Genomic DNA, 23,527 nt, shown 5'->3' on the forward strand with positions numbered 1-23,527 from the left:
ATGTGCGGGCGCTTTGCGGTCACCCTGCCGAACGACGCCATGGCGCAGCTGTTCGGCGCGCAGCCCGCCAATGACCTGCCCGAGGTGCCGAACTTCAACGTTTGCCCCACCATGCAAATCCACGTGGTCCAAGGCGGCGACCAGCGGCGGCTGGTGCCCATGCGCTGGGGCCTGATCCCGCATTGGTACAAAGCGCCAAACGGCGGGCCCCTGCTGATCAACGCCCGCGCCGAAACCATCGCCGAAAAGCCGGCTTTCCGCGAGGCCTGCCGCGAACGGCGCTGCCTGATCCCCTGCACAGGCTTTTACGAATGGACCAAGGACGAGCAAGGCAACCGCCTGCCATGGTACATCCACCGCGCGGACGGCGCGCCCTTGGTCTTTGCCGGGGTCTGGCAGGACTGGACCCAAGGCGGCGAGACGCAGCGCACCTGCGCCATCGTCACCACCGGGGCCAACACGCAAATCAGCCAGATCCACCACCGGATGCCGGTGATCCTGTCACCCGAAACCTGGGGCAAATGGCTGGGCGAAGAAGGCCACGGCGCCGCAAAACTGATGACGCCAGCACCCGAAGGGGCACTGGCGTTTTACCGAGTGGGGACTGCGGTAAATTCAAACCGAGCAAGCGGTCACGAATTGATTGAACCCTTTGAGCCTTGACGGCGATGGGGCTATTGCCCGTTGACCTCGCCGGTCAGATCGTTGGTCAGCAGATCGGGCGGATTAACGTAGTCGATAATGCCGGTACCGGGGTTTTTCTGGCCGGTCACCTCGTCGACAAAGGTGTTCTCGAACGCTTGCTGCATCCCGTCGGTCACCTCGATGATGACGCCGTTCAGCGGGGTCAGCACGCCCGTTGTCCAGGTGCCATCCACCGCCGTTGCGGACATGGGCAGCGCCGAGGTGTTCACGAACTTGATGGTATCGCCCACCACCGGGTGGATCTTGTCGGGGAAATAGCCGTTCCCCATCATCAGGACATAGTGTTCCTCGGCAACAGCCGGCGCGGCAACAACGCCAAAAGCAAGAGCAGCGGTCAGACCAATTTTGCGCAGCATGGCAGCAATCCTTAACATCACGAAGCCCCCACCTCGCATGTGTCAGAGGTTGAATAGGCGCAGACTTAGGCAAAATTGCGGCGAATTTGACGGAAAGGCGCGGAAAATGCGCCACGAATTGCGGATTAAGGCGAAACGCCTTGTTTCCGAAACCGCGGGGTAAGGGATGGTAAACGCGGCATTTACCGTGAATCCGAAGTGCTTGACGCGCCCGCGCCGCTGGCATAGGTCAAGGGCAGCGCGGGCGTTGTGTAATGGTAAGACCCTTGCCTTCCAAGCAAGAGATACGGGTTCGATTCCCGTCGCCCGCTCCAAAATCCCCCGGCAGACATATGCAAAACTTGGGTAACAGCGCGTTTAGGTGCTTGACCCGCACGGCTGGCATGGCAAAACCCCACGACGCAAGCAGGAGAGACACGATATGGCCCGCCGCAGCACCAATACCCCCGACGAAGAGCGCGCCAAGTCGCGCAAGCTGGGGTCTTTGGGGGCGCTCTGGCCGTTCCTGATGCCCTACCGCTGGCTGATGCTGGCGGCGATGGTTGCGTTGATTGCCACCGCCAGCGTGTCGCTGACCCTGCCTTTGGCGGTGCGCCGCGTGGTCGACAACTTCAACAACGAAGACGTGCTGCTGCTGGACCAGTACTTTGGCGCGGCCTTGGGCCTTGTTGCCCTGCTCGCCGTCGGCACCGCTGCGCGCTACGCGCTGGTGACCCGTCTGGGCGAACGCGTGGTGGCCGACATCCGCAAGGCGGTGTTTGACAAGGTGATCGGCCTGTCGCCTGCGTTCTACGAAAAGATCATGACCGGCGAAGTCCTCAGCCGCATCACCACCGACACCACGGTGATCCAGTCGGTCATCGGCTCGTCGATTTCCATCGCTTTGCGCAACGTGCTGTTGTTCTCGGGCGGCTTGATCCTGATGCTGTTCACCTCGCCCAAGCTGACCGGCCTTGCGCTGTTGATCGTGCCCATCGTGATCGTGCCGATCCTGACCCTGGGCCGCCGTTTGCGCGTGCTCAGCCGCGAGAACCAGGACTGGATCGCTGCGTCGTCCGGCAACGCGTCCGAGGCGCTGATGTCCGTGCAGACGGTGCAGGCCTACACCCACGAGGCGCTGTCGCGCGAAGCCTTCTCCGACGTCACCGAGAAAAGCTATGACGCGGCGCGCCGCCGGGTCCGCACCCGCGCCGCCATGACCATGTTCGTGATTTTCCTCGTGTTTACCGGCATCGTCGGCGTGCTGTGGATCGGCGCGCGCGACGTCCGGGCCGAGGTCATGTCAGCAGGCTCGCTCGTACAATTCGTGGTGCTGTCGGTGATGGTCGCAGGCGCGGTGGGCGCCCTGTCCGAGGTCTTTGGCGAGTTGCAACGCGCCGCCGGGGCGACCGAGCGTCTGATCGAGCTGCTTCAGGCCGAGGACAGCGTCAAAGACCCCGCCCAGCCGCTGCCCGTGCCGCTGCCGGTGCGCGGCGAGATCGCCTTTGACAACGTGCATTTCGCATATCCGACCCGCCCCGAGGTCTCGGCGCTGGAAGGCGTCGATCTGACCATCGCACCGGGCGAGACCGTGGCGCTGGTCGGCCCGTCCGGCGCGGGCAAAACGACGATCATCCAGCTGATCCAGCGCTTTTATGACCCCGCCTCGGGCGAGATCCGCCTTGATGGCGTGGCGCTGGACCAGATGGCCCGGCATGAGTTCCGCAAGTCCATCGCGCTTGTCCCGCAAGACCCGGTGATCTTTGCCGCCAGCGCCGTGGACAACATCCGTTTTGGCCGCCCTGATGCCAGCCGCGAAGAGGTCGAGGCCGCCGCCCGCGCCGCCGCCGCGCATGAGTTCATCACCGCCCTGCCCGACGGCTACGACAGCTGGCTGGGCGAGCGCGGTGTGATGCTGTCGGGCGGTCAGAAACAGCGCATCGCCATCGCCCGCGCCATCCTGCGCGATTCGCCGGTGCTGCTGCTGGACGAGGCCACCAGTGCGCTGGATGCCGAAAGCGAACGGGCCGTGCAATCCGCCGTCGACACGCTGTCGCAGGGGCGCACGACCATCATCGTGGCCCACCGCCTTGCGACGGTGAAAAAGGCCGACCGCATCATCGTGATGGAACATGGCCGCATCGTCGCCACCGGCACCCATGACGCGCTTGTGGCCGAGGGGGGCCTCTATGCGCGCCTCGCCCGACTGCAATTCACCGAAGGTCTGGCGGCAGAGTAACGCCCCCATCGCATAGCCGCTCTGCACCAAGCGAAGCTGCGACAAGGCGGCGACGGACTTCGCCGTGTGGCGCGTGGTAAGCTTAACAAAAGCTTACGGAGTCCGATCATGTCCCTGTCTTTACGCAAATGGGCCACGCCCCTGATCACCGGCGCTTTCCTCTTGATGGCGGTCACCGGGACGCTGATGTTCTTTCACCTCGAGGTCGGCCTGACCAAGCCCGTGCACGAATGGGCGGGCTGGCTGCTGGTCGGCGCGGCGGCGTTTCACATCGCCATGAACTGGCGCGCCTTTACCTGCTACTTCAAGCGCCCTCTGGCGCTGGCCGTGATGGGGATTGGCGCTGTGACCCTTGCGGTGACGCTGCTGATGCCCGCCGAAGACCCTGCCGCCAGCGGTGGCCCCGGCGGCGCGATCCAAGCGCTGGCGACCGCGCCGTTGGACCGTCTCGCGGCCTTTACCGGCAAGACGATGGACGCGCTCAGCGCCGATCTGGCCGCTGCCGGGGTGGCGGGGGCCGGTCCCTCGGATACCATCGCGCGGCTGACGGGCGGCAACCGCGGCGCGCAAATGGCGCTGATCAACGTGGCGCTGGCCAAGTAACCCACCCCTCAACGCAAAAAGGGCAGAGGTTTCCCCCTGCCCTTCGTCGTTCATATCAAAGGCGGCTTATTCGCCCATGATCTTGATGCGGCCATCGGTGTAGGGCGTGTACGGCGCGTTGGCAGCGATGAATTCCGCCGTCACATCCGCCAGATCGGGGCCAAAGTCATAGGCGTTTTCCGCGTCGCGGAACATCTTGTAGCCGTCACCGCCGTTGCGCACGTAGTTGTTGGACACAACGCCGTACATCTTGGCCGGATCGATCGGCGCGCCGCCCACCATCACGTCAGAGATGCGGCTGCCCGCCTCTGCCGAGGGATCAACGGTAAAGGACATGCCCGCCACCTGCGGGAAGCGCCCTGCGCCCTCTTCCATCTGGCTCACGCCGTTTTCCAGCGCCGCGATCAGCGTCTCGCCCGACACCTGGAAGGTCGACAGCGTGTTCTGGAACGGCAGCACGGTCAGCACTTCGCCCATGGTCACTTCGCCCGCGTCGATGGACGCGCGGATGCCGCCAGAGTTCTGGATGGCGATGTCGATGCCCTGATCCTTGACGCGCTCCAGCATGGCGTCGGCGATCAGGTTGCCCATGCCGCATTCCATCGCGCGGCAAACGCTGCGGTCGCCTTCGATGGCCATGCCGCTTTCGGCGACAACCTTGTTGCGGATTTCCTCCAGCGGGCCTGCGGCTTCGGCGATGCGCGCCTTGGTGGCGTCATCCTCGGCCACGGCGGCGTCCATGATGATCGGCGCGCCGGTGGCCTCGGTCACGACGCCCGCGTCGTCAAAGGTCACGTTCAGCTCGCCCAGGAACTTGCCGTAGGCATAGGCCTGCACGATCTGCACGCCGTTAACCACGGTCGGATAGGCACCCGCCGCCCCGTCCATGTCCCCCAGCAGCGTGTTGCTGTGGCCGCCGACGATCACGTCCACGCCGGTGGTGTTCGCCGCCACGGTCTGGTCAACGCCATAGCCCGAGTGCGACAGCACGATGATCTTGTTCACACCCTCGGCGGTCAGCTTGTCGACTTCGCCCTGAACCGCTTCGGACGGATCGGTAAAGATGATGTTGTCACCGGGCGAGGCGAGCTCGTCGGTGTCCTGCGGCGTCAGACCGATCAGGCCGATCTTTTCGCCGCCCTTCTCGATCACGGTGGATTTCAACAGCGTGTCGGCCAGCAGCTCTTCGCCCGAGAAATCGGCGTTCGACATCAGGATCGGAAAGTTCACCGCGTCGATAAAGCCGCGCAGCACCTCGGGGCCGTCGTCGAATTCGTGGTTGCCCACGGTCATCGCGTCATAGCCCATCTGGTTCATCATCTCGGCGGCCAGCTTGCCCTTGTAATAGGTGTAGAACAGCGTGCCCTGGAACTGGTCGCCCCCGTCCACGAGAATGTGGTTGTTGGTGCGGGCCTTTGCCTCGGTGATGGCGGTTTGCAGACGGGCCGAGCCGCCAAAGCACTTCCCTTCGGTGTTGTCCTCTGCCGAGCAGCCCGAATCGTACTTGCTGATCGGCTCAAAGCGCGCGTGGAAATCGTTGGTGTGCAGAATGGTCAGCGAATAGTCAGCCTGCGCGGCCCCTGCCAACATGGCAAGCGCGGCGGCGCTGGTCATCAAACGATACATGGTTGAAAACCTCTCTGTCAGAGTTGTTATGCGTGTAGCAGACCCCGGTTGGACCAAAGAGTCAAAGGGTGTTGCCCGGTGTCGCAGCGTTACGTGACAGCCCCATGACGCCCTTGCGCGAAAAAGCGCCGTTGACCGGCGCGGCCCAGCGGGGCAAACCGCTGTCATGCTGATTTACAAGATCCTCCGCGCCGACGAGTGGTCGGACCTGCGTGCCAAAGGCGAAACCCAAGGCGCGCCCATCGACGTCTCTGACGGCTACATCCATTTCTCGACCTCGGAACAGGCGCGCGAAACCGCCGCCAAGCATTTCGCCGGTGTCGATGGCCTGATGCTGGCCGAGCTTGACACTGACCGCATGGGCGAGCGCCTGAGATGGGAGGTCTCGCGCGGCGGGGCCGAGTTCCCGCACTTCTACGGCCCGCTGACGCTGGCGCATGTGACGTGGTGCCAGCCGCTGCCTTTGGGCGAGGATGGCCACATCTTCCCGGAGAATTTCGCATGAACCTGATGGAAAAAGCGGGCCTCACCCTGCTGCACCGCATGGACCCAGAGGCGGCCCACGGTCTGGCGTTGAAGGCGCTGCAAATGGGCCTCGCGCCAAGCCCCGGCACCGTGACCTCGGATCGCCTGCGCTGCACCGTGGCGGGTCTGAACCTGCCCAACCCGGTCGGCCTCGCCGCCGGGTTTGACAAGAACGCCGAGGCGCTGGCGGGCCTGTCCCGCGCGGGCTTTGGCTTTGTCGAGGTCGGCGCCGCCACGCCCCGCCCCCAGCCCGGCAACCCCAAACCGCGCCTCTTTCGCCTGACCGAAGACCAGGGCGTCATCAACCGGTTTGGCTTTAACAACGACGGGATGGACGCCATCGCGGGCCGCCTGATGCGCCGCCCCGCCGATATGGTCCTTGGCCTGAACCTTGGCGCAAACAAGGACAGCGGCGACCGCGCCGCCGACTTTGCCAAGGTGCTGACCCGCTGCGCCGACTCGCTGGATTTCGCCACGGTCAACGTGTCGTCGCCCAACACCGAGAAACTGCGCGACCTGCAAGGCAAAGACGCCCTCTCGGCGCTGCTGGCAGGCGTGATGCAGGCCAACGCCGCGCTTGATCGCCCCATCCCGGTGTTCCTGAAAATCGCCCCCGATCTGGACGAACAGGGGCTGCAAGACGTGGCCGATGTGGCGCTGTCCTCGGGCGTGTCCGGCGTGATCGCTACCAACACCACCCTCTCGCGCGACGGGTTGCACTCGGCCCACAAGGGCGAAATGGGCGGCCTGTCCGGGCAGCCTTTGTTCGAAAAATCCACCCGCGTGCTGGCGCAGTTGTCTGCCTTGACGGACGGCAAACTGCCGCTGATCGGCGTGGGCGGCATCGGCTCGGCCGACCAAGCGTATGCCAAAATCCGCGCCGGGGCCTCTGCCGTGCAGCTCTACTCGGCGCTGGTCTACGGCGGGCTCACCCTTGCCGCCGACATCGCCCGCGGCCTCGACGCCCTGCTGGCCCGCGACGGGTTCGCCAATGTCAGCGACGCCGTCGGCACCGGGCGGGAGGCATGGCTATGATCCTCTGGCACAACCCGCGCTGCTCGAAATCGCGCGCCGCCCTCGCCCTGCTTGAAGAGCGCGGCGTACAGGTCACCGTGCGTAAATACCTCGAAGACGCGCCCACGGTTGAGGAACTGCAAGCGGCCCAAACCGCCCTCGGCCTGCCGGTGACCCAGATGATGCGTACAAAGGAAGCGGCCTTCAAGGACATGGGCCTGACCAAGGACACGCCCAAAGACGCCCTGCTCGCCGCCATGGCGCAAGAGCCGAAACTGATCGAACGCCCGGTGCTGTTCAAGGCGGACAAAGCCGTCATCGGCCGCCCGCCCGAGCGCGTGCTCGAGCTGCTGTAAACCTTACAGGCGGGGCGGCACCTTCGCCCCGCGCGCCGCCTCGACAAAGGCGCGGATCGTCCCCGCATCTTTGACCCCCGGCGCGCTTTCAACCCCGGACGACACGTCCACCTGCCGCACCCCGGTCATCGCCACCGCCGTGCCAACATTCTCAGGGGTCAAGCCCCCGGCCAGCATCCACGGCTTGCCAAACCGCCGCCCCGCGACCAAGCGCCAGTCAAAGGCCAAGCCGTTCCCGCCGGGCAAATCAGCCTCCTTCGGCGGCTTGGCGTCGATCAAGATCTGATCCGCAACCCCCTGATAAGACGCGACCTTCGCCAGATCGGCCTCCTCGGCCACGCCCACCGCCTTCATCACCGGCAAACCATAGCGCGCCCGCACCTCAGCCACCCGCTCCGGGCTTTCGGCCCCATGCAGCTGGATGATGTCCAACGGCACCTCAGCCAAAATCTCATCCAACAACGCATCCGTCGGGTTCACCACCAACCCAACCTTGGCCAGCCCAACCGGCGCCAAAACCGCCAGCTCCCGCGCCTGCGCCACGCTCACATTCCGCGGGCTCTTGGGAAAAAACACAAAGCCCGCGTAAGACGCCCCAGCCTCGGCCACAGCCTCCACATCCGCAGCCCGCGTCAGACCGCAAATCTTGACCCTGACGTCCTGCATCCCGGCCCCTGTCTTCTTCTCTTTGAAAATATCCCGGGGGAGTCTCCGCAGGAGACGGGGGCAGCGCCCCCTCCACCCTCAAGTGCCTCGCCTCCGGCGAGAGGGCAGCGCCCCCTCCCCCAACTGGATCAGCTCGCGTTATCCAGAATGGCAAGAACCTCGTCCTTGTCCTTGTCCCGCTCGACCTGAGTTTTCTTCAACTCACGCTCCAGCTTCTTGACTTCGCCCTGCTTGCGCGCGGCCTCGGCGCGGAACTTATGCTCGCGCAGCCATTCCCAGACAAAGCCGATCAGCAGCCCCGCCAGAATCCCCGCGAAAATCACAAGGAACAGCGGCAGCTCAACCGAAAACGCAAACATCCCCATGCCGGGGAACCCCGCCAGCCCATCGGGCAAGGTGTTCAAGGTCACAACCTGACGATTGGCCAAAGCCACTGTCACAAGGACAATGGCCAGCGCAGCAAGGAAGGCATAGCGAATGTAGCGCATCAATCTTATTTTCCGTTCAGGCGGTCCCGAAGCAGCTTACCAGTCTTGAAGAAGGGAACATGCTTTTCCTCGACCTCAACGGATTCCCCGGTCCGAGGGTTCCGTCCGACGCGCGCATCCCGCTTCTTGACCGAAAAGGCCCCAAAGCCCCGCAGCTCGACCCGATCACCCCGGGCCATGGCGTTGGTGATTTCTTCGAAGATCGTGTTCACGATCCTCTCCACGTCACGCTGATACAGGTGCGGGTTCTCATCCGCAATCTTCTGGATCAGTTCCGATCTGATCATGCTGTCCACCCCCCGTGGTACTTGGTTTTTATCTGGTCTCGCCTGACTATACGCACAGATATCTAAAACGGAAACTGTAAGTGCTGGGGAAAACCCATATTTTGCAGCGCTTTGCACGTCAAATCGTCGCGAATTCGGGCGATTTCCAAGCGCTTTGGCAAATGCCCGCCTCGCCGCGCCGCAGAAACCCCGCGCGCGATTCGCCGCGCCCCGCGCGCAAATGCCGCCCCGTTTACTGGCAAACGGCAGCGAATTCCGTGCGCCCCTTGGCGTCGGCCCCTTCCGGTTTGAAATAAATCAGCCGCATTCCGTTCTGCTGACAGGTGATCGCGGCCTTTTCCTTGACCTCGTCGGCGGTCCAGGCGGCGCCAAAACGCCCGCGCAGCTGGTTTTGGTCGCGCACCGTGTAGGGCTTCATGATCAGCTCTGTGCCGCCCACCACCGGCGGCCCCTGGACCAAGCCATCGTCGTCGCCCGGCACAACGATATCCTGCGCCTGCGCGGCACTGCCCAGCAGCAGCGCGCACATAATAATGACGTTCCTCATAACCCCTCCACCAATCGACTCGGGGGTAGGATAGGAAATCGTCGAACCCGCGCAAACGAAAAAGGCCCCCGCACGCGGCGGGGGCCCCTTAATCTCGATCCTAAAGGCAGGTGCCCTTAGTTGTCGCCCTTCAGCGCTGCGCCGAGGATATCGCCCAGCGATGCGCCCGAGTCGGAGGAACCGTACTGTTCGACGGCTTCTTTCTCTTCTGCGATCTCGCGTGCCTTGATCGACAGACCCAGACGGCGGGTTTTCGAATCGATGTTGGTGACGCGCACGTCGACCTTGTCGCCGGTGTTGAAGCGCTCGGGGCGCTGCTCGGCACGGTCACGCGACAGGTCGGAGCGGCGGATGAAGGACTTCATGCCTTCGTATTCCACTTCGATGCCACCGTCTTCGATTGCGGTCACTTCGACAGTCACGATCGAGCCGCGCTTCACGCCGCCAACCGCATCTGCGAACTTGTCGCCGCCCAGAGCCTTGATCGAGAGCGAGATACGCTCTTTCTCGATGTCGACTTCGGACACAACGGCCTGAACCACGTCGCCTTTGCGGTAGTTCTGGATCGCATCTTCGCCGCGCTCGTCCCAGGACAGGTCGGACAGGTGAACCATGCCGTCGATGTCGCCTTCGAGGCCAATGAACAGACCGAATTCGGTGATGTTCTTGACTTCGCCTTCGACCTCGGTGCCCTCGGGGTGGGTTTCGGCAAAGACTTCCCACGGGTTGCGCTGGGTCTGCTTGAGGCCCAGGGACACGCGGCGCTTGGCACCGTCGATTTCCAGAACCATGACGTCGACTTCCTGCGAGGTCGAAACGATCTTGCCGGGGTGCACGTTCTTCTTGGTCCAGGACATCTCGGAGACGTGAACCAGACCTTCGACACCGGGCTCGAGCTCAACAAATGCACCGTAATCGGTGATGTTGGTGACGCGACCCTTGTGGACGGAGCCCAGCGGGTACTTGACGCCAACCAGATCCCACGGATCTTCCTGCAGCTGCTTCATGCCGAGGCTGATGCGGTGGGTGTCTTTGTTGATCTTGATGACCTGAACCTTGACCGTCTCGCCGATCGACAGGATCTCGGACGGGTGGTTCACACGGCGCCATGCCATGTCGGTCACGTGCAGCAGGCCGTCAACGCCGCCGAGGTCGACGAATGCGCCGTACTCGGTGATGTTCTTGACCACACCGTCAACCGAATCGCCTTCTTGCAGCTTACCGATGACCTCGGCGCGCTGTTCGGCGCGGGACTCTTCGAGGATCGCGCGGCGCGACACAACGATGTTGCCACGGCGACGGTCCATCTTGAGGATCTGGAACGGCTGCTTGAGACCCATGAGCGGGCCGGCGTCGCGCACGGGGCGCACGTCAACCTGAGAGCCGGGCAGGAACGCAACTGCGCCGCCGAGGTCGACGGTGAAGCCACCCTTGACGCGGCCAAAGATCGCGCCTTCGACGCGGGCGTCGTCTGCGTATGCTTTTTCCAGGCGGTCCCATGCTTCTTCACGGCGGGCCATCTCGCGCGAGATAACCGCTTCGCCGCGGGCGTTTTCAGCCGCGCGCAGGTACACTTCCACTTCGTCGCCAACTGCGACAGAGGGAGCTTCGCCGGGTTCTGCGAATTCTTTGAGTTCAACGCGGCCTTCCATTTTGTAGCCGACGTCGATGATGGCTTGGCCCGCTTCGATCGCGATGACCTTACCTTTGACAACCGAACCTTCGTCCGGGGTATCCATTTCGAGCGACTCGTTCAGGAGTGCTTCGAATTCTTCCATAGTTGCGTTTGCCATGTGGCGTTTCATTCCTTTTCATCGGTTATACTGGCCGGGTGGTTGTCTCCACCGGTCTTTAGCGATGCCCCGCAGGCGGGACGGATTGGTCATGTGGGGCGGCCCACGAAAGCCCGCATTCGCGTAAAACAAAGAGGGCCGGATGGTCCCGACCCTGCTCGATTCTGCGCGCATGTGGCGTTGATCGCCTTCTCGACAGGCGCGCTATAGCCCCAACTGCCGCGCCTGACAAGCCCCGAGGGGCGGTTATAGCCATATAAACAAGGCAATCGGCGCAGGTTGCCCCCTTGTGAGCGCGCGCGGCTTGGGGTCATGTAGCACAGCCTTAGACGAAAGCGGCCCATGACCTACACACGTTACGCCATCTATCACACCCCTGCGCCGGGGGCGTTTGCCGCGTTTGGCGCGGCGTGGCTCGGCTGGGATGCGGCGCGCGGGGTTGCGGTGGCCGCGCCTGACGTTGGCCCCCTGCCCCGCCCCGTGCATGAGATCACCGAACGTCCGCGCAAATACGGTCTGCACGCCACGATCAAGGCCCCCTTTCGGCTGGCCGAGGGGTGCAGCGAGGCCGATCTTGATGCTGCACTTGCACGGTTCGCCGCAACGCAGCGTGCCGTGTCGATGGAGTTAGAGCTGGCGCGCCTGGGCGGTTTTCTCGCGCTTGTGCCGTCCGAGCCTTGCCCCGCGCTGCGCGATTTGGCCGCCGCAGTGGTGCGCGATCTGGACGGCTTTCGCGCCCCCCTGACCAAGGCAGAGCTTGCCCGGCGACGTCAAAAGCGCCTGTCGCCCGAGCAGGAACAGAACCTCTTGGACTGGGGGTATCCCGGCGTGATGGACCAGTTTCGCTTTCACATCACCCTGACCGGCAACCTGCGGCGGGCAGAGATCGCGCCGGTCCAAGAGACGCTGGAAACGACCCTGATGCCCTTGGTCCCAAACCCCTATCCGCTTGATTCCCTTACCCTTTGTGGCGAATCCCCAGACGGAAGGTTCCACGAAATCCGCCGTCATAGGCTTGGATTAACGGTTTATTAACGCGCGGGCCTCGCGCTTTCATGCGATGTTTCACGCAGCTGTCATAGACAGCGCGTATCTTGGCGATATGCAATGTGAGCGTGCCCGGCGGACGCATTTCCGGACCGGGCTGTATTCCAAGTGTGTTTGCGAGTGATTTTCAGAACCAAGTGGGGCGGTCCTGACGGGCCGCCCTTTTCCGTTAACGCTTGGGTAAGCAGCTATGCGTTAGCGCTATTGCGGCTATGAGAAACCTATTGTGGTGCTTTGCTGCGATGCAGCGTAAAAAAGGGTCAGGGAGGGTAACCTATTTTACCCCACGGAGACACGACAATGGCAAACGTCCACACTGCAATCGCCCCCATCGGCAACCCGATCGCACATTTCTTTGAATGGGTTTTCCAAGGCCTCGTCCGCATCGGCGAAGCGAACTCCCGGATGCAAAAGGTCGAGCGTCTGCAAGCGCTGTCCGACGATCAGCTGGCCAAAATGGGCCTCAAGCGTGAAAACATCGTCCAGCACGTGTTCGGCGACATCATGTACGTCTGATCCCAACCGGATCACCCAAATCAAAAACCGCGCCCCCATCGCATTGGGGACGCGGTTTTTTTGTGCCTGATGCTCAGACCAGCAAAGCAAACGAAAAAGGCCGCCCCGGATCGGAGCGGCCTTTCGATTCGTATACAGAGAACCTTAGTTCTGTGCGTAGTATTCGATCACCAGGTTCGGTTCCATGACGACCGGGTACGGCACGTCGGACAGGCCCGGGGTGCGCACAAAGGTGGCGGTCATCTTGGAGTGGTCGGCTTCGATGTAGTCCGGAACGTCACGCTCGGCCAGCTGGGTGGCTTCGATCAGAGCGGTCATCTGCTTGGACTTCTCGCGGACCTCGATCACGTCGCCTTCTTTGACGCGGTACGAGGGGATGTTCACGCGGCGGCCGTTGACCAGAACGTGACCGTGGTTCACGAACTGACGCGCAGCGAACACGGTTGCCACGAACTTGGCGCGGTAGACGACGGCGTCCAGGCGGCGCTCGAGCAGGCCGATCAGCTGTTCACCGGTGTCGCCACGCAGACGCTCTGCTTCGGCGAAGATGCGGCGGAACTGCTTTTCGGTCAGGTCGCCGTAGTAGCCCTTCAGCTTCTGCTTGGCGCGCAGCTGCAGACCGAAGTCGGACATCTTGCCCTTGCGGCGCTGACCGTGCTGGCCGGGGCCATATTCACGACGGTTGACCGGGGACTTGGCGCGGCCCCAGATGTTTTCGCCCATGCGGCGGTCGATTTTGTACTTGGCAGACGTGCGTTTGGTCACGGCTGATCTCCTTTATAAATGGCATTTCGGCTGATTCCGAAAACCGGTTCCCACTTTTCGGGCCGCAATCGCGTCCCATCCAGAGGGGCCGGAGACCGAAGGCCTCGTGCCGTGGTAAAGGGCGTTGTCCTCTTTGCGGACCGGGCGCACCCGGCGACCCACAATGACAGGCATTCCCTTGCGGGGGCCACCAACACCAATGAAGCGGCGCTTATACGGGGGATCGGCACAGAGTCAAGCGCCCCTTTGCCCGCCGCGGCAAAACCCGCACAATTCTAGTCAAACCCACCCTTTAACCGGCATTTAAACGCTGGGGCCGACAAACACAGAACCCGGTGCAGGAGAAGCAATATGGCCCGCGTCAAAGGCAAATTCAGCGAAGGGGCGCGCAACGCTCTGGAACATGCGGTCAGCGCGCGTGATCGCAACACCATGGACATGGTGCAACGCGCCATTCAGCACCGGCAGGTCATGCTGGCGTTTCAGCCCGTTGTCCAGACCACCGCCCCCGATCACGTCGCATTTTACGAGGGGCTGATCCGCGTGCTGGATGAAACCGGGCGGGTGATTCCCGCCGCAGAGTTCATAAACGCCGTGGAAGACACGGAATTTGGCCGCATGTTGGACTGTATCGCGCTGGAAAAGGGCTTGGCAGAATTGGAACGCGTGCCTGCCCTGCGGCTGTCCATCAATATGTCGGCGCGCTCTGTCGGCTATAAAAAGTGGATGCGCACGCTGACCCGTGGCCTGCAAAACGATCCCACCGTGGCCGAGCGTCTGATCCTTGAGATCACCGAAACCTCGGCCATGACCGTCCCCGAACTGGTCACCACTTTCATGAAGGATCTCCAGAGCAAGGGAATCACCTTTGCCATGGACGATTTTGGCTCTGGCTACACGGCGCTGCGACACTTCAAGGACTTCAGTTTCGATATCCTTAAAATTGACGGGGAATTTTCTTCGGGCATTGCGCAGGATCCCGACAATCAGGTGTTGGTCGGCGCCATCGTCAAGATCGCCGAACAGTTCGACCTGTTCACCGTCGCCGAGCGGGTGGAAACCCAAGCCGACGCCGATGTGCTGCGCGCGCTGGGGGTCGATTGTCTTCAGGGGTACCTGTTTGCCGCGCCCACCGTGAACCCGCCGTGGCGCGACGAACAAAAGTTGCGCAAATCGGCCCGTTAGCGCAAGCCTGAGACTTTCTGTCCCTTTCGCTGCAACGCAGAACAGAGTATTCCCCATTTTCGACAGGCGAAGATGGAATGGTTTCGCATCCGGCGGAATCACGGTATGCCTTGGCGTACACGCTTGGCTGGAGGACAACTTATGACCAACGTCGTTATCGCAAGTGCCGCACGGACTGCCGTGGGCAGCTTTAGCGGTTCTTTTGCAACCACCCCTGCACATGATCTTGGCGCGGCCGTGCTCGAAGCACTGGTGGCCCGCGCGGGCATCGAAAAGGGTGAAGTCTCTGAGACTATTCTTGGTCAGGTTCTGACCGCCGCGCAGGGCCAGAACCCCGCACGTCAGGCGCATATCAACGCCGGTCTGCCGATCGAATCCGCCGCTTGGGGCATCAACCAGGTCTGTGGTTCGGGTCTGCGCGCCGTCGCACTGGCCGCTCAGCACATCCAACTGGGCGATGCGTCCATCGTCTGCGCCGGTGGTCAGGAGAACATGTCGCTGTCGACCCACGCCGCGCACCTGCGCGCCGGTCACAAGATGGGCGACGTCAAGTACATCGACACCATGATCCGCGACGGTCTGTGGGATGCGTTCAACGGCTACCACATGGGCCAGACCGCTGAAAACGTTGCCGAGCAGTGGCAGATTTCCCGCGACATGCAGGACGCCTTTGCCGTGGCTTCGCAGAACAAGGCCGAAGCCGCGCAAAAGGCGGGCAAGTTCGCCGACGAGATCGTCCCCTTCACCGTGAAAACCCGCAAGGGCGAGATCGTCGTCGATCAGGACGAGTACATCCGTCACGGCGCGACGATCGAAGCGATGGCGAAACTGCGCCCCGCCTTCACCAAGGATGGCACCGTGACCGCCGCAAACGCCTCGGGCATCAACGACGGCGCGGCTGGCGCCCTGCTGATGTCCGCCGAGGAAGCAGAGCGTCGCGGGATTGAGCCGCTGGCGCGCATTGCGTCCTACGCGACCGCCGGTCTCGACCCGTCGATCATGGGCGTCGGCCCGATCCACGCCTCCCGCAAGGCGCTGGAAAAAGCCGGTTGGAAGGCCGAAGACCTCGATCTGGTCGAAGCCAACGAAGCCTTCGCCGCGCAGGCCTGCGCCGTGAACAAGGACATGGGCTGGAACCCCGAGGTCGTGAACGTGAACGGCGGCGCGATTGCCATCGGCCACCCGATCGGCGCGTCGGGCGCACGGATCCTGAACACCCTGCTGTTCGAAATGAAACGCCGCGACGCGAAAAAGGGTCTGGCGACCCTGTGCATCGGCGGCGGCATGGGCGTGGCCATGTGCCTCGAACGCCCCTAAGGCATTGAAAAGGGGCGCTTCGGCGCCCTTTTTTACGCCCACCCGGCGCGGGGGCGCCAAAACGCCGCGCCAATTATTTCGAAAATGTATGCGCAATATTGTTGCGCCCGCAAAAACCAAAAGGTAACGAAGTTACCAAGGGACATGTCATTATCGGAGGACAACATGGCACGTGTAGCACTGGTCACCGGCGGCAGCCGCGGCATCGGCGAAGCCATTTCCAAAGCACTCAAAGCGCAAGGCTATGAGGTTGCAGCAACCTACGCCGGCAACGACGAAAAGGCCGCTGCCTTTACCGAAGCCACCGGCATCAAGACCTACAAGTGGAACGTGGCCGACTACGAAGCCTCGGCCGCAGGCATCGCGCAGGTCGAAGCGGACCTCGGCCCCATCGACGTGGTTGTCGCCAACGCGGGCATCACCCGTGACGCGCCCTTCCACAAGATGACCCCGGACCAGTGGAAAGAGGTCATCGACACCAACCTGACCGGCGTGTTCAACACCATTCACCCGATCTGGCCGGGGATGCGCGAGCGCAAGTTTGGCCGCATCATCGTGATCTCGTCGATCAACGGTCAGAAAGGCCAGTTCGCGCAGGTGAACTATGCCGCGACCAAGGCGGGCGATCTGGGCATCGTCAAGTCTCTGGCCCAGGAAGGCGCGCGCGCAGGCATCACCGCCAACGCAATCTGCCCCGGCTACATCGCGACCGAAATGGTCATGGCCGTGCCGGAGAAGGTCCGCGAAAGCATCATCGGCCAGATCCCGACGGGCCGTCTGGGCGAGCCCGAAGAAATCGCGCGCTGCGTGACCTTCCTCGCGTCGGACGATGCGGGCTTTATCAACGGCTCGACCATCTCGGCGAACGGCGGTCAGTTCTTCGTCTGATCCCGTTTGACGTGCAAAAACAGGGCTCCGAGCACCCACTCGGGGCCTTTTTTTGTGCGCTGGCGCACCAACGCACCGCGCGCGGCGGCGTTTCTTTCATTCAAACAGGGCTATATTTAGGACCAAAGAATAGGAGACGCGCCATGCTCAACCAGATCAACGGCTTGCACCATGTGACTTCGCTCGCCAGCGGAGCGCAGGAGAACAACGACTTTTTCACCAAGGTGCTGGGTCTGCGCCGGGTCAAGAAGACGGTGAACTTTGACGCGCCCGACGTGTACCACCTGTATTATGGCGACGAGCAGGGCACCCCCGGCACGGTCATGACCTACTTTCCCTTCCCGAATGCGCGGCGCGGTCGCCCCGGCGCGGGTGAGGTCGGCACCACCGCCTTTTCCGTGCCCACCGGCGCCCTGCCCTATTGGTCCGAACGGCTCGCGCGGTTCGGCGTGCAGGGGCTGACCCCTGCGGAACGGTTCGGCGAGCGGCGGCTGGAGTTCAAAGGCCCCGATGGCGACGGGTTTGCCCTGATCGAAAGCGACGATGACCGCGCGCCTTGGGTGGCGGACGCCCCCGCCGAGGTCGCCCTGCGTGGGTTCCATTCCGCCGACATGCGCCTGTCGCCGCGCGGGGCAGCGTCCAGCGCCGAGCTGCTGCGCTTCATGGGCTATGAGAAGGACGACAGCGCAAACGGCGTCACCCGCTTTCGCGTCCCCGGCGGCAATGAGGCGCAGGTCATCGACCTGACCGAAACATCCGGCCCCATGGCGGACCAAGGCGCGGGCAGCGTGCATCACATCGCCTTTTCCGTCGACAACCGCGAAAAGCAGCTGGAGGTGCGCAAGGCGCTGATGGACACCGGCTATCAGGTGACGCCGGTGATCGACCGCGACTACTTTTGGGCGATCTATTTCCGCACCCCCGGCGGGGTGCTGTTCGAGATCGCGACCAACGAGCCGGGCTTTGACCGCGACGAGGATACCGCGCATCTGGGTGAGGCGCTGAAGCTGCCGACGCAGCACGAACACCTGCGCAGCCGCCTAGAAGAGCGCTTGGCACCGATCACCGATTAACCTTTGCCACGATCCGGTAAAAGCAAAAGCCCCCGCACGAAGGCGGGGGCCGGATCGGATTGCGGAACACACGGTGTTGCCCATCCTGGGCAAGACGCTGGCTTCCGCCTATGGAACGACCTGCCCGAAACCTCGGACAGGCCGCGCGCGGGACGCTTAGCCCATGGCCTGAGACGACAGGCGCTGAATTTCTTCTTTGATACGAAGTTTCTGCTTTTTCATGTCTGCGATATGCAACGCATCGGTGCCAGGAGCGCGCTGCGCCCGTTCCACGGCGTCCGAGAGGGTACTGTGCTTATTTTTCAGTTCTTGCAGGTGCGAACTCAAGCTCATTAGATCCTCCTTCGATCTGTTTGGACCTTCAGTGCAGCACATTGTCATCGTTCTGTCACGCGGCACCTGCGAAAAAGGCTGATGATTCCCTAGGAAATTACGAAGAACAGGCGGGTTTATTCCGAAAACGGTAACCCAGCACCGTGTTTCATAACCTTCGTAAACGCCTCGGAGTAGTTGTTTACCCCATCTTCATGCTCTCCCGGCGCGTGAATCACCTGTGGTGGATGGAACCGGAACGCCGCTTTGCCGTCTTTTCGCCCCCGGACCAGCACCAAACGCGGCGCGCGGCCGGGGCGCGGCAGCAGCGGCAACAGCTCTAACGCGCCCACATGTGCCTGCATCGCCGCCAACAGTTCGGGCAAGCGCTCGGCCCGCTGGATGAAGGTCATGTAGCCGCGCGGGCGCAACCGTTTCGCCGCCACCGCCACCCAGGTCGCCAAGGGCGTCTCGCCCGCGCGGCCCAACCCTCGGCCCGCGTCCTGCGCCGCGATCCCGCGCCCCGCTTCGAAATAGGGCGGGTTGGCCATGACGTGATGAAAGCTAAGCGCGCGCATTTCGGGGGGCGGTGCGCTCAGGTCGCCCTCCCACACTGTGCCGCCCAGACCATTTTCCGACAGGTTGCGCCGTGCCAAAGCCGCATAGGCGGGCTGAAGCTCGATCCCGTAGAGCTGCACCCCCGGCACCCGCGCGCCCAGACAGCACAGCCCCGGCCCCGCGCCGCAACCCAGTTCCAGCACGCTCTGCCCCGGCTTGGCCTCGATGGTGGCGGCCAGCAACACCGGGTCCGTCCCGGCGCGATAGCCGACGCGCGGCTGCCGGATCATCGCCTTGCCGCCCAGCATCGCGTCGTGGGTCAGATCGGCCTCTGCAAAGGGCTCAACCCTCAAAACGCACCCCGTTTTCGCGCAAAATCCGCCGCGCGCGCGGCAGGTCATCGGACCGCACCATCAGGCGGCGCGGCAATATGCCGATGGACCCTTCGAGCACGCTCATATTTACGTCCAACTCAAAGCTGTCTATACCCGCCCCGTCCAGAAGAGTCCGGGCGAGCGGTATAAGTGTGATGTCATTGGTGCGCAAAAGCTCTTCCATAGGACGCGTGTAAGGCTACAACCAAAACAAGTCGAGAGCATGGAGAGCACAATGAGCTTGGACGAGACGCGCGTGAAGCCGCATGAACGCCTGGCCGAAGTGCTGGCCGATGACCTGAGTGCGGTGAACGCGCTGATCCGCGAGCGGATGGCCTCCAAGCACGCGCCGCGCATCCCCGAGGTGACCGCGCATCTGGTCGAGGCGGGCGGCAAGCGTCTGCGCCCGATCCTGACGCTGGCGGCGGCGCGGCTGTGTGGCTACGAGGGCGCCGACCATGTGAAGCTGGCCGCAACGGTCGAGTTCATCCACACCGCGACGCTGCTGCATGACGACGTGGTGGACGAAAGCGCCAAGCGCCGCGGTCGCCCCACCGCCAACCTTTTATGGGACAACAAGTCCAGCGTTCTGGTGGGCGACTACCTCTTTGCGCGCGCCTTTCAATTGATGACAGAGCCGGGGAACCTGCGGGTTCTGCACATCCTGTCCAATGCCGCCGCCACCATCGCCGAGGGTGAGGTGCTGCAACTGACCGCCGCGCAGGATCTGTCCACAACTGAAGAGATTTACCTGCAAGTGGTGCGCGGCAAGACCGCCGCGCTGTTCTCGGCGGCGACCGAGGTGGGCGGCGTGATCGCGGGCCGCAGCGCCGAAGAGGTGCAGGCGCTGTTCGATTACGGTGACGCCTTGGGCATCGCCTTCCAGATCGTGGACGATTTGCTGGATTACTGGGGCTCTGACGCCACCGGCAAGAACATCGGTGACGACTTCCGCGAGCGCAAGCTGACCCTGCCGCTGATCAAGGCCTATGCCGCCGCCGATGACACCGAAAAGGCGTTCTGGAAGCGGGTCATCGAAAAGGGCGACCAGCAGGACGGCGATCTGGAGCACGCGCTGGAGCTGCTGAACAAGCACGGCGCCCTGGAGGCCACCCGCCAAGAGGCGCTGGCCTGGGCCGCCAAGGCCAAGGCCGCGATGGAGACGCTGCCCAAAGGCGAGCTGCGCGATCTGCTGATTGGCGTGAACGACTACGTGGTCGAGCGGGTCAACTGACCTCTGGCAAACCGAGGTTGAACTGAGACCCCAGCACACCCCCGGCGATCCACCAGTCGGGGTGCGCCTTGTGCAAGGCCTCTGCGGCGGCCTGCGCTTTGGTCTCGTCTGCAAACAGGCCAAAGCACGTCGCCCCCGACCCTGACATCCGCGCAAGGCCGCAGCCGGGCTGCGCGCCGATGGCCTCTAGCACCTCTGCGATGGCGGGTTCGAGCGCGATGGCCGCCTCCTGCATATCGTTGCGCGTGCCGTGCAGGTAGTCGATCAGCGCCGCCGCATCCGGCAGTTTGGGCAAGTCCGGCAGGCCGGGGTTGTCGCGCTTGGTCATGGCCTTGAACACCTTGGGCGTCGACACCGGCACGCGCGGGTTCACCAGCACCGCAGGCACCGGCGGCAGGCCCACCACCTCGGAGTCCTCGCCAATGCCGCGCACCCGTTGCGGCACGTTCGGCAGGCACATGGGCACATCCGCGCCGAGCGCTTCCAGCCCCTTGGCCTGAGCCAGACGGGCCATCATGGCGGTCTCGCGGGCGCGCGGCTCTAGGCCGTCAAACGCCGGATCGCACAGCATCAACGCCCGGATCACCGCAGCCGCGTCCGCAGAGCCGCCGCCGACCCCCGCCGCACTGGGCAGGTTCTTTTCCAAGGAAACAGCGACCGCATCCGTCAACCCTTGGGCGGCGCGCAACGCAAGGTTGGACATATCGGCAGGCACGCCTGCGGCCTCTGGCCCTTCGACGGTCAAGGACAGGCCATTGGCGGGGGTCACCAGATACAAGACATCATGCACCGGGGCGAACACCACCAGCGAATCCAGCAAGTGGTATCCGTCGTCCCTTTGCCCCGTCACATGCAGCGCCAAGTTGATCTTGGCGGGCGCGCGGACCTTAATCCGCGGCATTCGCGCTTTCCAACGGAGGCAAGCCTTCTTCGATGCGAACCTGATCCAAGCCGACCTCGATCTTGCGCTTGATCAGCTCGGGGTCCGCCTCTTCGGCGGCATCTTCCCAATCGACAAAGGACAGGGCGCGTTTCCACATGAATTCCGCCTCACGCGCGCGCCCGACCGACCAATAGACATCGCCCAGGTGGTCGTTGACGATGGGGTCGATCGGCATCAGTTCGGCGGCGCGCTCCATATGCGGGACGGCCTCTTCGTAGCGGCCCAGCTTGTACAGCACCCAGCCGAGGCTATCGACGATATACCCCGAATTGGGCCGCGCGGCGACGGCGCGTTCGATCAACTCCAGCGCCTCGTCCAGTTTCAGCTGCTTTTCCACAAGGCTGTAGCCCAGATAGTTCAGCACCTGCGGCTGCTCTGGGTTCAGCTCCAGGGCGCGGCGAAAGTCTGCCTCGGCCTCGGGCCAGTTGCCTTCGCGCTCTTGGCAGATGCCGCGGGCGTAGAACAGGAACCACTGGCGCTCGGTGATCTCGTCGAACAGACCCATGGCGGTGGTATAGGCCTCGACGCCTTCGGCAAAGCGTTCGTCGGCGCGGTAGACATCCGCCAGCGTCGTCCAGACGATGGGCAGATCGCCGTGGCTTTGGGTCAGGCCGCGCAGAACGGTGATCGCGTCCTCTTCTAGGCCGGACTTGCGCAGCGCTTCGGCGCGGCCCAGTTCGGCGGCGTGAAAGGACGGGTGATCCGACGGCACGCGCGCATAGGCGGCCAGCGCCAGATCGTGCTGCTGCATCTGGTCAAGGAGTTCGGCGGACAGCAGGATCGCGTCCACATGGGTGGGGCGCAGATGTTCGGCCAAGCGGGTGTACAGCAAGGTCAGATCGTTGTTGCCTTCGCTGCTGAGCGCGCCCGCGAGGGTAAAGAACACCTCGGCCATGCCATCCTTGGCGTTTGTCACATGGGTAAAGGGCAAGGTCTCGCCCGCCTCTAGCGCGCTGCGCATCTGCGCCAAGGCCGGGTCGACATCCTGCCCAAAGGCGCGGGCGAACAGCGTAACCGCCTCGTCGTTGCGGCCCAGCTGGGACAGCACTTCGGCGCGGGCCATCACGCCCCGGCGGGTGTTGACCATGCCGCCAGCGGTGTCGTCCGCCAGCAGCGCGTCGGCCTGTTGGAACTGGCCGGTCGCGGCCAGCGCCAGCGCGCGGTGGTAGGCGGCAAAGGGGCCAAGCCCCTGGATCTGCGCGACCGCGTCAAAGCTGTCCATCGCGCCATCCATATCGCCCAGCCCGACCAAGGCCCACGCCTTGACCAAGCCATCGCCCAGCGGGCCAACGCCTTGCTGCGCGTCGATCATCTCGACCACGGTGGCAAAGTTGCCCGACGCCGCTTCTTGCGCGATGATCGCCATCTGCGCCAGCTCGGAGGCATAGCCATTGGCGGTCATCTGGCGCGCCAGCGCGGCGGCGTCGTCCATCTCGCCCAGCGAGATATTGGCAAGGATCGCGCGTTCCAGCAGTTCGGGCTTGGTCGGCGCAAAGGCCAGCGCGCGGCCATAGTAATGCGCCGCCGCCTCGTAATCGCCCAGAAAGCTGGCCTGCCGCGCCGCGAGATACGATCCGGAAATGCCGGTCGCCCCGGCCCCCATCGGCAGCGCCAGTCCGATCGCCACCAATCCCGCACACAGTCGATTTGCCCAAGCTGTCACTTTGCTCGCCTCCTCAGGTCGTTTCATCAAAGCCTAGAGCGCCAGCCCCGGCAGTGCAATCACGATAGGCGGAGCAACGCGTGCCCAAGCGGTCAGTAGCCCGCCTGGCGGTCAGTAGCCCGCCGGGATCGCCCTATGCTGACGCAATGTGCTGAGTTGAACCGGGCTAAGCTGACGCTCGAACGCCAAAGCGCCGCCGCCGTCCTCTAGCCGGGCGATGCGCGCGGTGATTTGGAACCCCAGCACCGTAAAACGCACCATGTCCCCGACATCCGCGGGCAAATGCCCCAGATATTTCAGCCCTGACACCGACACATTGGCGACCTTGACCGGACATTCTTGTCCCGCGCAGGTCACCTGCATGGCCCATCCGCTGGGCCATCTGTCTGCTCGCCACTTCATTACCTTTACTCCCGTACAAAAACAAAAACCCCCGGGCGTGAGCATTCACACCCGGAGGTTAAAACA

Annotated in this window: 27 protein-coding genes and 1 tRNA gene; 14 read left to right on the plus strand and 14 right to left on the minus strand. The window is 63.4% G+C overall.

The features are described from left to right. On the plus strand, positions 1-663 hold the full coding sequence (locus tag B9A11_RS02910; protein ID WP_058245859.1) for an SOS response-associated peptidase: 663 nt from the start codon (positions 1-3) through the stop codon (positions 661-663). 11 nt (positions 664-674) lie between these two features. On the opposite strand, the gene B9A11_RS02915 is transcribed toward B9A11_RS02910, so the two are convergent. After that, positions 675-1,061, minus strand: coding sequence for a cupredoxin domain-containing protein (locus B9A11_RS02915; RefSeq protein WP_058245858.1), 387 nt, complete (start codon positions 1,059-1,061; stop codon positions 675-677). A gap of 240 nt (positions 1,062-1,301) precedes the next feature. On the opposite strand from B9A11_RS02915, the gene B9A11_RS02920 reads away from it, so the two are divergent. The 3 genes from B9A11_RS02920 to B9A11_RS02930 all read left to right on the plus strand — a co-directional run bounded on the left by B9A11_RS02920 (position 1,302) and on the right by B9A11_RS02930 (position 3,882). Then, positions 1,302-1,375 (plus strand) — tRNA-Gly (locus B9A11_RS02920). Positions 1,376-1,482: 107 nt separating this feature from the next. Next, positions 1,483-3,279 (plus strand): ABC transporter transmembrane domain-containing protein, encoded by a 1,797-nt coding sequence (locus tag B9A11_RS02925; protein WP_058245857.1) that lies wholly within the window; start codon positions 1,483-1,485, stop codon positions 3,277-3,279. A gap of 108 nt (positions 3,280-3,387) precedes the next feature. Next, positions 3,388-3,882, plus strand: coding sequence for a DUF4405 domain-containing protein (locus B9A11_RS02930; protein ID WP_058245856.1), 495 nt, complete (start codon positions 3,388-3,390; stop codon positions 3,880-3,882). A gap of 66 nt (positions 3,883-3,948) precedes the next feature. On the opposite strand, the gene B9A11_RS02935 is transcribed toward B9A11_RS02930, so the two are convergent. Beyond that, positions 3,949-5,508, minus strand: coding sequence for a bifunctional metallophosphatase/5'-nucleotidase (locus tag B9A11_RS02935; protein WP_058245855.1), 1,560 nt, complete (start codon positions 5,506-5,508; stop codon positions 3,949-3,951). Between the two features lie 166 nt (positions 5,509-5,674). Here B9A11_RS02935 and B9A11_RS02940 point away from each other — a divergent pair, with 166 nt between their 5' ends. Genes B9A11_RS02940 through arsC form a run of 3 tightly spaced genes read left to right on the plus strand, consistent with a single transcriptional unit; the run spans position 5,675 to position 7,403 of the window. Beyond that, positions 5,675-6,013 (plus strand): DUF952 domain-containing protein, encoded by a 339-nt coding sequence (locus B9A11_RS02940; RefSeq protein ID WP_058245854.1) that lies wholly within the window; start codon positions 5,675-5,677, stop codon positions 6,011-6,013. Further along, positions 6,010-7,068, plus strand: coding sequence for a quinone-dependent dihydroorotate dehydrogenase (locus tag B9A11_RS02945; protein ID WP_058245853.1), 1,059 nt, complete (start codon positions 6,010-6,012; stop codon positions 7,066-7,068). The genes B9A11_RS02940 and B9A11_RS02945 overlap by 4 nt, the downstream gene beginning before the upstream one ends. After that, positions 7,065-7,403 carry an arsenate reductase (glutaredoxin) gene (gene arsC / locus B9A11_RS02950; RefSeq protein WP_058245852.1) on the plus strand — a complete coding sequence of 113 codons (339 nt, stop codon included), beginning with the start codon at positions 7,065-7,067 and terminating at the stop codon, positions 7,401-7,403. Before B9A11_RS02945 ends, arsC begins: the two co-directional genes overlap by 4 nt. Positions 7,404-7,406: 3 nt before the next feature. Here arsC and B9A11_RS02955 read toward each other — a convergent pair whose 3' ends face one another. From B9A11_RS02955 to rpsA, 5 genes are all read right to left on the minus strand, one after another. Continuing rightward, the gene (locus B9A11_RS02955; RefSeq protein ID WP_058245851.1) at positions 7,407-8,069 is read right to left on the minus strand and encodes a phosphoribosylanthranilate isomerase; all 663 of its coding nucleotides are present in this window, start codon (positions 8,067-8,069) and stop codon (positions 7,407-7,409) included. A gap of 128 nt (positions 8,070-8,197) precedes the next feature. Beyond that, entirely contained in the window at positions 8,198-8,557 is a 360-nt protein-coding gene (locus B9A11_RS02960; RefSeq protein WP_058246401.1) for a lipopolysaccharide assembly protein LapA domain-containing protein, read from the minus strand. Between the two features lie 5 nt (positions 8,558-8,562). Further along, complete coding sequence (gene ihfB, locus B9A11_RS02965; RefSeq protein ID WP_058245850.1) at positions 8,563-8,844, minus strand: integration host factor subunit beta; 282 nt, start codon at positions 8,842-8,844, stop codon at positions 8,563-8,565. A gap of 232 nt (positions 8,845-9,076) precedes the next feature. Further along, positions 9,077-9,391 (minus strand): hypothetical protein, encoded by a 315-nt coding sequence (locus B9A11_RS02970; RefSeq protein WP_143595779.1) that lies wholly within the window; start codon positions 9,389-9,391, stop codon positions 9,077-9,079. Positions 9,392-9,507: 116 nt separating this feature from the next. Continuing rightward, a complete protein-coding gene (gene rpsA / locus B9A11_RS02975) occupies positions 9,508-11,184 on the minus strand; it encodes a 30S ribosomal protein S1 (RefSeq protein ID WP_058245848.1) in 1,677 nt (558 codons plus the stop codon). A 342-nt stretch (positions 11,185-11,526) separates the two neighbouring features. Here rpsA and B9A11_RS02980 point away from each other — a divergent pair, with 342 nt between their 5' ends. Together B9A11_RS02980 and B9A11_RS02985 are read left to right on the plus strand one after the other, a co-directional pair. Further along, positions 11,527-12,219, plus strand: a complete 693-nt coding sequence (locus tag B9A11_RS02980) for a DUF1045 domain-containing protein (protein WP_058245847.1) — start codon at positions 11,527-11,529, stop codon at positions 12,217-12,219. A 312-nt stretch (positions 12,220-12,531) separates the two neighbouring features. Further along, positions 12,532-12,747 (plus strand): DUF1127 domain-containing protein, encoded by a 216-nt coding sequence (locus B9A11_RS02985; protein ID WP_058245846.1) that lies wholly within the window; start codon positions 12,532-12,534, stop codon positions 12,745-12,747. Between the two features lie 144 nt (positions 12,748-12,891). Here B9A11_RS02985 and rpsD read toward each other — a convergent pair whose 3' ends face one another. Beyond that, positions 12,892-13,512, minus strand: a complete 621-nt coding sequence (gene rpsD, locus B9A11_RS02990; RefSeq protein ID WP_058245845.1) for a 30S ribosomal protein S4 — start codon at positions 13,510-13,512, stop codon at positions 12,892-12,894. 351 nt (positions 13,513-13,863) lie between these two features. On the opposite strand from rpsD, the gene B9A11_RS02995 reads away from it, so the two are divergent. From B9A11_RS02995 to B9A11_RS03010, 4 genes are all read left to right on the plus strand, one after another. Continuing rightward, on the plus strand, positions 13,864-14,697 hold the full coding sequence (locus tag B9A11_RS02995; protein ID WP_058245844.1) for an EAL domain-containing protein: 834 nt from the start codon (positions 13,864-13,866) through the stop codon (positions 14,695-14,697). Between the two features lie 141 nt (positions 14,698-14,838). Continuing rightward, on the plus strand, positions 14,839-16,014 hold the full coding sequence (locus tag B9A11_RS03000; RefSeq protein ID WP_058245843.1) for an acetyl-CoA C-acetyltransferase: 1,176 nt from the start codon (positions 14,839-14,841) through the stop codon (positions 16,012-16,014). A gap of 165 nt (positions 16,015-16,179) precedes the next feature. Beyond that, a complete protein-coding gene (gene phbB / locus B9A11_RS03005; protein ID WP_058245842.1) occupies positions 16,180-16,902 on the plus strand; it encodes an acetoacetyl-CoA reductase in 723 nt (240 codons plus the stop codon). Between the two features lie 143 nt (positions 16,903-17,045). Continuing rightward, a complete protein-coding gene (locus B9A11_RS03010) occupies positions 17,046-17,975 on the plus strand; it encodes a VOC family protein (RefSeq protein WP_058245841.1) in 930 nt (309 codons plus the stop codon). Positions 17,976-18,131: 156 nt separating this feature from the next. Here B9A11_RS03010 and B9A11_RS03015 read toward each other — a convergent pair whose 3' ends face one another. The 3 genes from B9A11_RS03015 to B9A11_RS03025 form a co-directional block, all read right to left on the minus strand. Beyond that, entirely contained in the window at positions 18,132-18,308 is a 177-nt protein-coding gene (locus B9A11_RS03015; RefSeq protein ID WP_083499725.1) for a YdcH family protein, read from the minus strand. A 116-nt stretch (positions 18,309-18,424) separates the two neighbouring features. Continuing rightward, positions 18,425-19,198 (minus strand): tRNA1(Val) (adenine(37)-N6)-methyltransferase, encoded by a 774-nt coding sequence (locus B9A11_RS03020; protein ID WP_234988715.1) that lies wholly within the window; start codon positions 19,196-19,198, stop codon positions 18,425-18,427. Continuing rightward, entirely contained in the window at positions 19,188-19,403 is a 216-nt protein-coding gene (locus B9A11_RS03025) for a putative signal transducing protein (protein WP_058245840.1), read from the minus strand. Before B9A11_RS03025 ends, B9A11_RS03020 begins: the two co-directional genes overlap by 11 nt. 51 nt (positions 19,404-19,454) lie before the next feature. Here B9A11_RS03025 and B9A11_RS03030 point away from each other — a divergent pair, with 51 nt between their 5' ends. Beyond that, the gene (locus tag B9A11_RS03030; RefSeq protein WP_058245839.1) at positions 19,455-20,453 is read left to right on the plus strand and encodes a polyprenyl synthetase family protein; all 999 of its coding nucleotides are present in this window, start codon (positions 19,455-19,457) and stop codon (positions 20,451-20,453) included. Here the strand turns inward: B9A11_RS03030 and B9A11_RS03035 are convergent. From B9A11_RS03035 to B9A11_RS03045, 3 genes are all read right to left on the minus strand, one after another. After that, on the minus strand, positions 20,446-21,354 hold the full coding sequence (locus tag B9A11_RS03035; protein ID WP_058245838.1) for a 4-(cytidine 5'-diphospho)-2-C-methyl-D-erythritol kinase: 909 nt from the start codon (positions 21,352-21,354) through the stop codon (positions 20,446-20,448). The genes B9A11_RS03030 and B9A11_RS03035 overlap by 8 nt on opposite strands. Beyond that, entirely contained in the window at positions 21,341-23,059 is a 1,719-nt protein-coding gene (locus B9A11_RS03040) for a tetratricopeptide repeat protein (RefSeq protein WP_306345499.1), read from the minus strand. Before B9A11_RS03040 ends, B9A11_RS03035 begins: the two co-directional genes overlap by 14 nt. A 111-nt stretch (positions 23,060-23,170) precedes the next feature. Beyond that, positions 23,171-23,461: a hypothetical protein gene (locus B9A11_RS03045; RefSeq protein ID WP_143595780.1), complete on the minus strand. Its 291-nt coding sequence runs from the start codon at positions 23,459-23,461 to the stop codon at positions 23,171-23,173. Positions 23,462-23,527 lie beyond the last annotated feature (66 nt).

Source organism: Tropicibacter naphthalenivorans (assembly GCF_900176475.1).
Taxonomy (GTDB): domain Bacteria; phylum Pseudomonadota; class Alphaproteobacteria; order Rhodobacterales; family Rhodobacteraceae; genus Tropicibacter; species Tropicibacter naphthalenivorans.

Bases quoted from the DNA above. Each gene is read 5' to 3' on its own strand.
- B9A11_RS02970 (WP_143595779.1), bottom strand. From the start codon at position 9,391: ATGAGGAACGTCATTATTATGTGCGCGCTGCTGCTGGGCAGTGCCGCG.
- rpsA (WP_058245848.1), bottom strand. From the start codon at position 11,184: ATGGCAAACGCAACTATGGAAGAATTCGAAGCACTCCTGAACGAGTCG.
- B9A11_RS02925 (WP_058245857.1), top strand. From the start codon at position 1,483: ATGGCCCGCCGCAGCACCAATACCCCCGACGAAGAGCGCGCCAAGTCG.
- B9A11_RS02935 (WP_058245855.1), bottom strand. From the start codon at position 5,508: ATGTATCGTTTGATGACCAGCGCCGCCGCGCTTGCCATGTTGGCAGGG.
- phbB (WP_058245842.1), top strand. From the start codon at position 16,180: ATGGCACGTGTAGCACTGGTCACCGGCGGCAGCCGCGGCATCGGCGAA.
- B9A11_RS03000 (WP_058245843.1), top strand. From the start codon at position 14,839: ATGACCAACGTCGTTATCGCAAGTGCCGCACGGACTGCCGTGGGCAGC.
- B9A11_RS02985 (WP_058245846.1), top strand. From the start codon at position 12,532: ATGGCAAACGTCCACACTGCAATCGCCCCCATCGGCAACCCGATCGCA.
- B9A11_RS02980 (WP_058245847.1), top strand. From the start codon at position 11,527: ATGACCTACACACGTTACGCCATCTATCACACCCCTGCGCCGGGGGCG.
- B9A11_RS03035 (WP_058245838.1), bottom strand. From the start codon at position 21,354: ATGCCGCGGATTAAGGTCCGCGCGCCCGCCAAGATCAACTTGGCGCTG.
- B9A11_RS02915 (WP_058245858.1), bottom strand. From the start codon at position 1,061: ATGCTGCGCAAAATTGGTCTGACCGCTGCTCTTGCTTTTGGCGTTGTT.
- B9A11_RS02940 (WP_058245854.1), top strand. From the start codon at position 5,675: ATGCTGATTTACAAGATCCTCCGCGCCGACGAGTGGTCGGACCTGCGT.
- B9A11_RS03045 (WP_143595780.1), bottom strand. From the start codon at position 23,461: ATGAAGTGGCGAGCAGACAGATGGCCCAGCGGATGGGCCATGCAGGTG.
- B9A11_RS02960 (WP_058246401.1), bottom strand. From the start codon at position 8,557: ATGCGCTACATTCGCTATGCCTTCCTTGCTGCGCTGGCCATTGTCCTT.
- B9A11_RS02910 (WP_058245859.1), top strand. From the start codon at position 1: ATGTGCGGGCGCTTTGCGGTCACCCTGCCGAACGACGCCATGGCGCAG.
- B9A11_RS03025 (WP_058245840.1), bottom strand. From the start codon at position 19,403: ATGGAAGAGCTTTTGCGCACCAATGACATCACACTTATACCGCTCGCC.
- B9A11_RS03015 (WP_083499725.1), bottom strand. From the start codon at position 18,308: ATGAGCTTGAGTTCGCACCTGCAAGAACTGAAAAATAAGCACAGTACC.
- B9A11_RS02945 (WP_058245853.1), top strand. From the start codon at position 6,010: ATGAACCTGATGGAAAAAGCGGGCCTCACCCTGCTGCACCGCATGGAC.
- ihfB (WP_058245850.1), bottom strand. From the start codon at position 8,844: ATGATCAGATCGGAACTGATCCAGAAGATTGCGGATGAGAACCCGCAC.
- B9A11_RS02955 (WP_058245851.1), bottom strand. From the start codon at position 8,069: ATGCAGGACGTCAGGGTCAAGATTTGCGGTCTGACGCGGGCTGCGGAT.
- B9A11_RS03030 (WP_058245839.1), top strand. From the start codon at position 19,455: ATGAGCTTGGACGAGACGCGCGTGAAGCCGCATGAACGCCTGGCCGAA.
- B9A11_RS02995 (WP_058245844.1), top strand. From the start codon at position 13,864: ATGGCCCGCGTCAAAGGCAAATTCAGCGAAGGGGCGCGCAACGCTCTG.
- arsC (WP_058245852.1), top strand. From the start codon at position 7,065: ATGATCCTCTGGCACAACCCGCGCTGCTCGAAATCGCGCGCCGCCCTC.
- B9A11_RS03010 (WP_058245841.1), top strand. From the start codon at position 17,046: ATGCTCAACCAGATCAACGGCTTGCACCATGTGACTTCGCTCGCCAGC.
- B9A11_RS02930 (WP_058245856.1), top strand. From the start codon at position 3,388: ATGTCCCTGTCTTTACGCAAATGGGCCACGCCCCTGATCACCGGCGCT.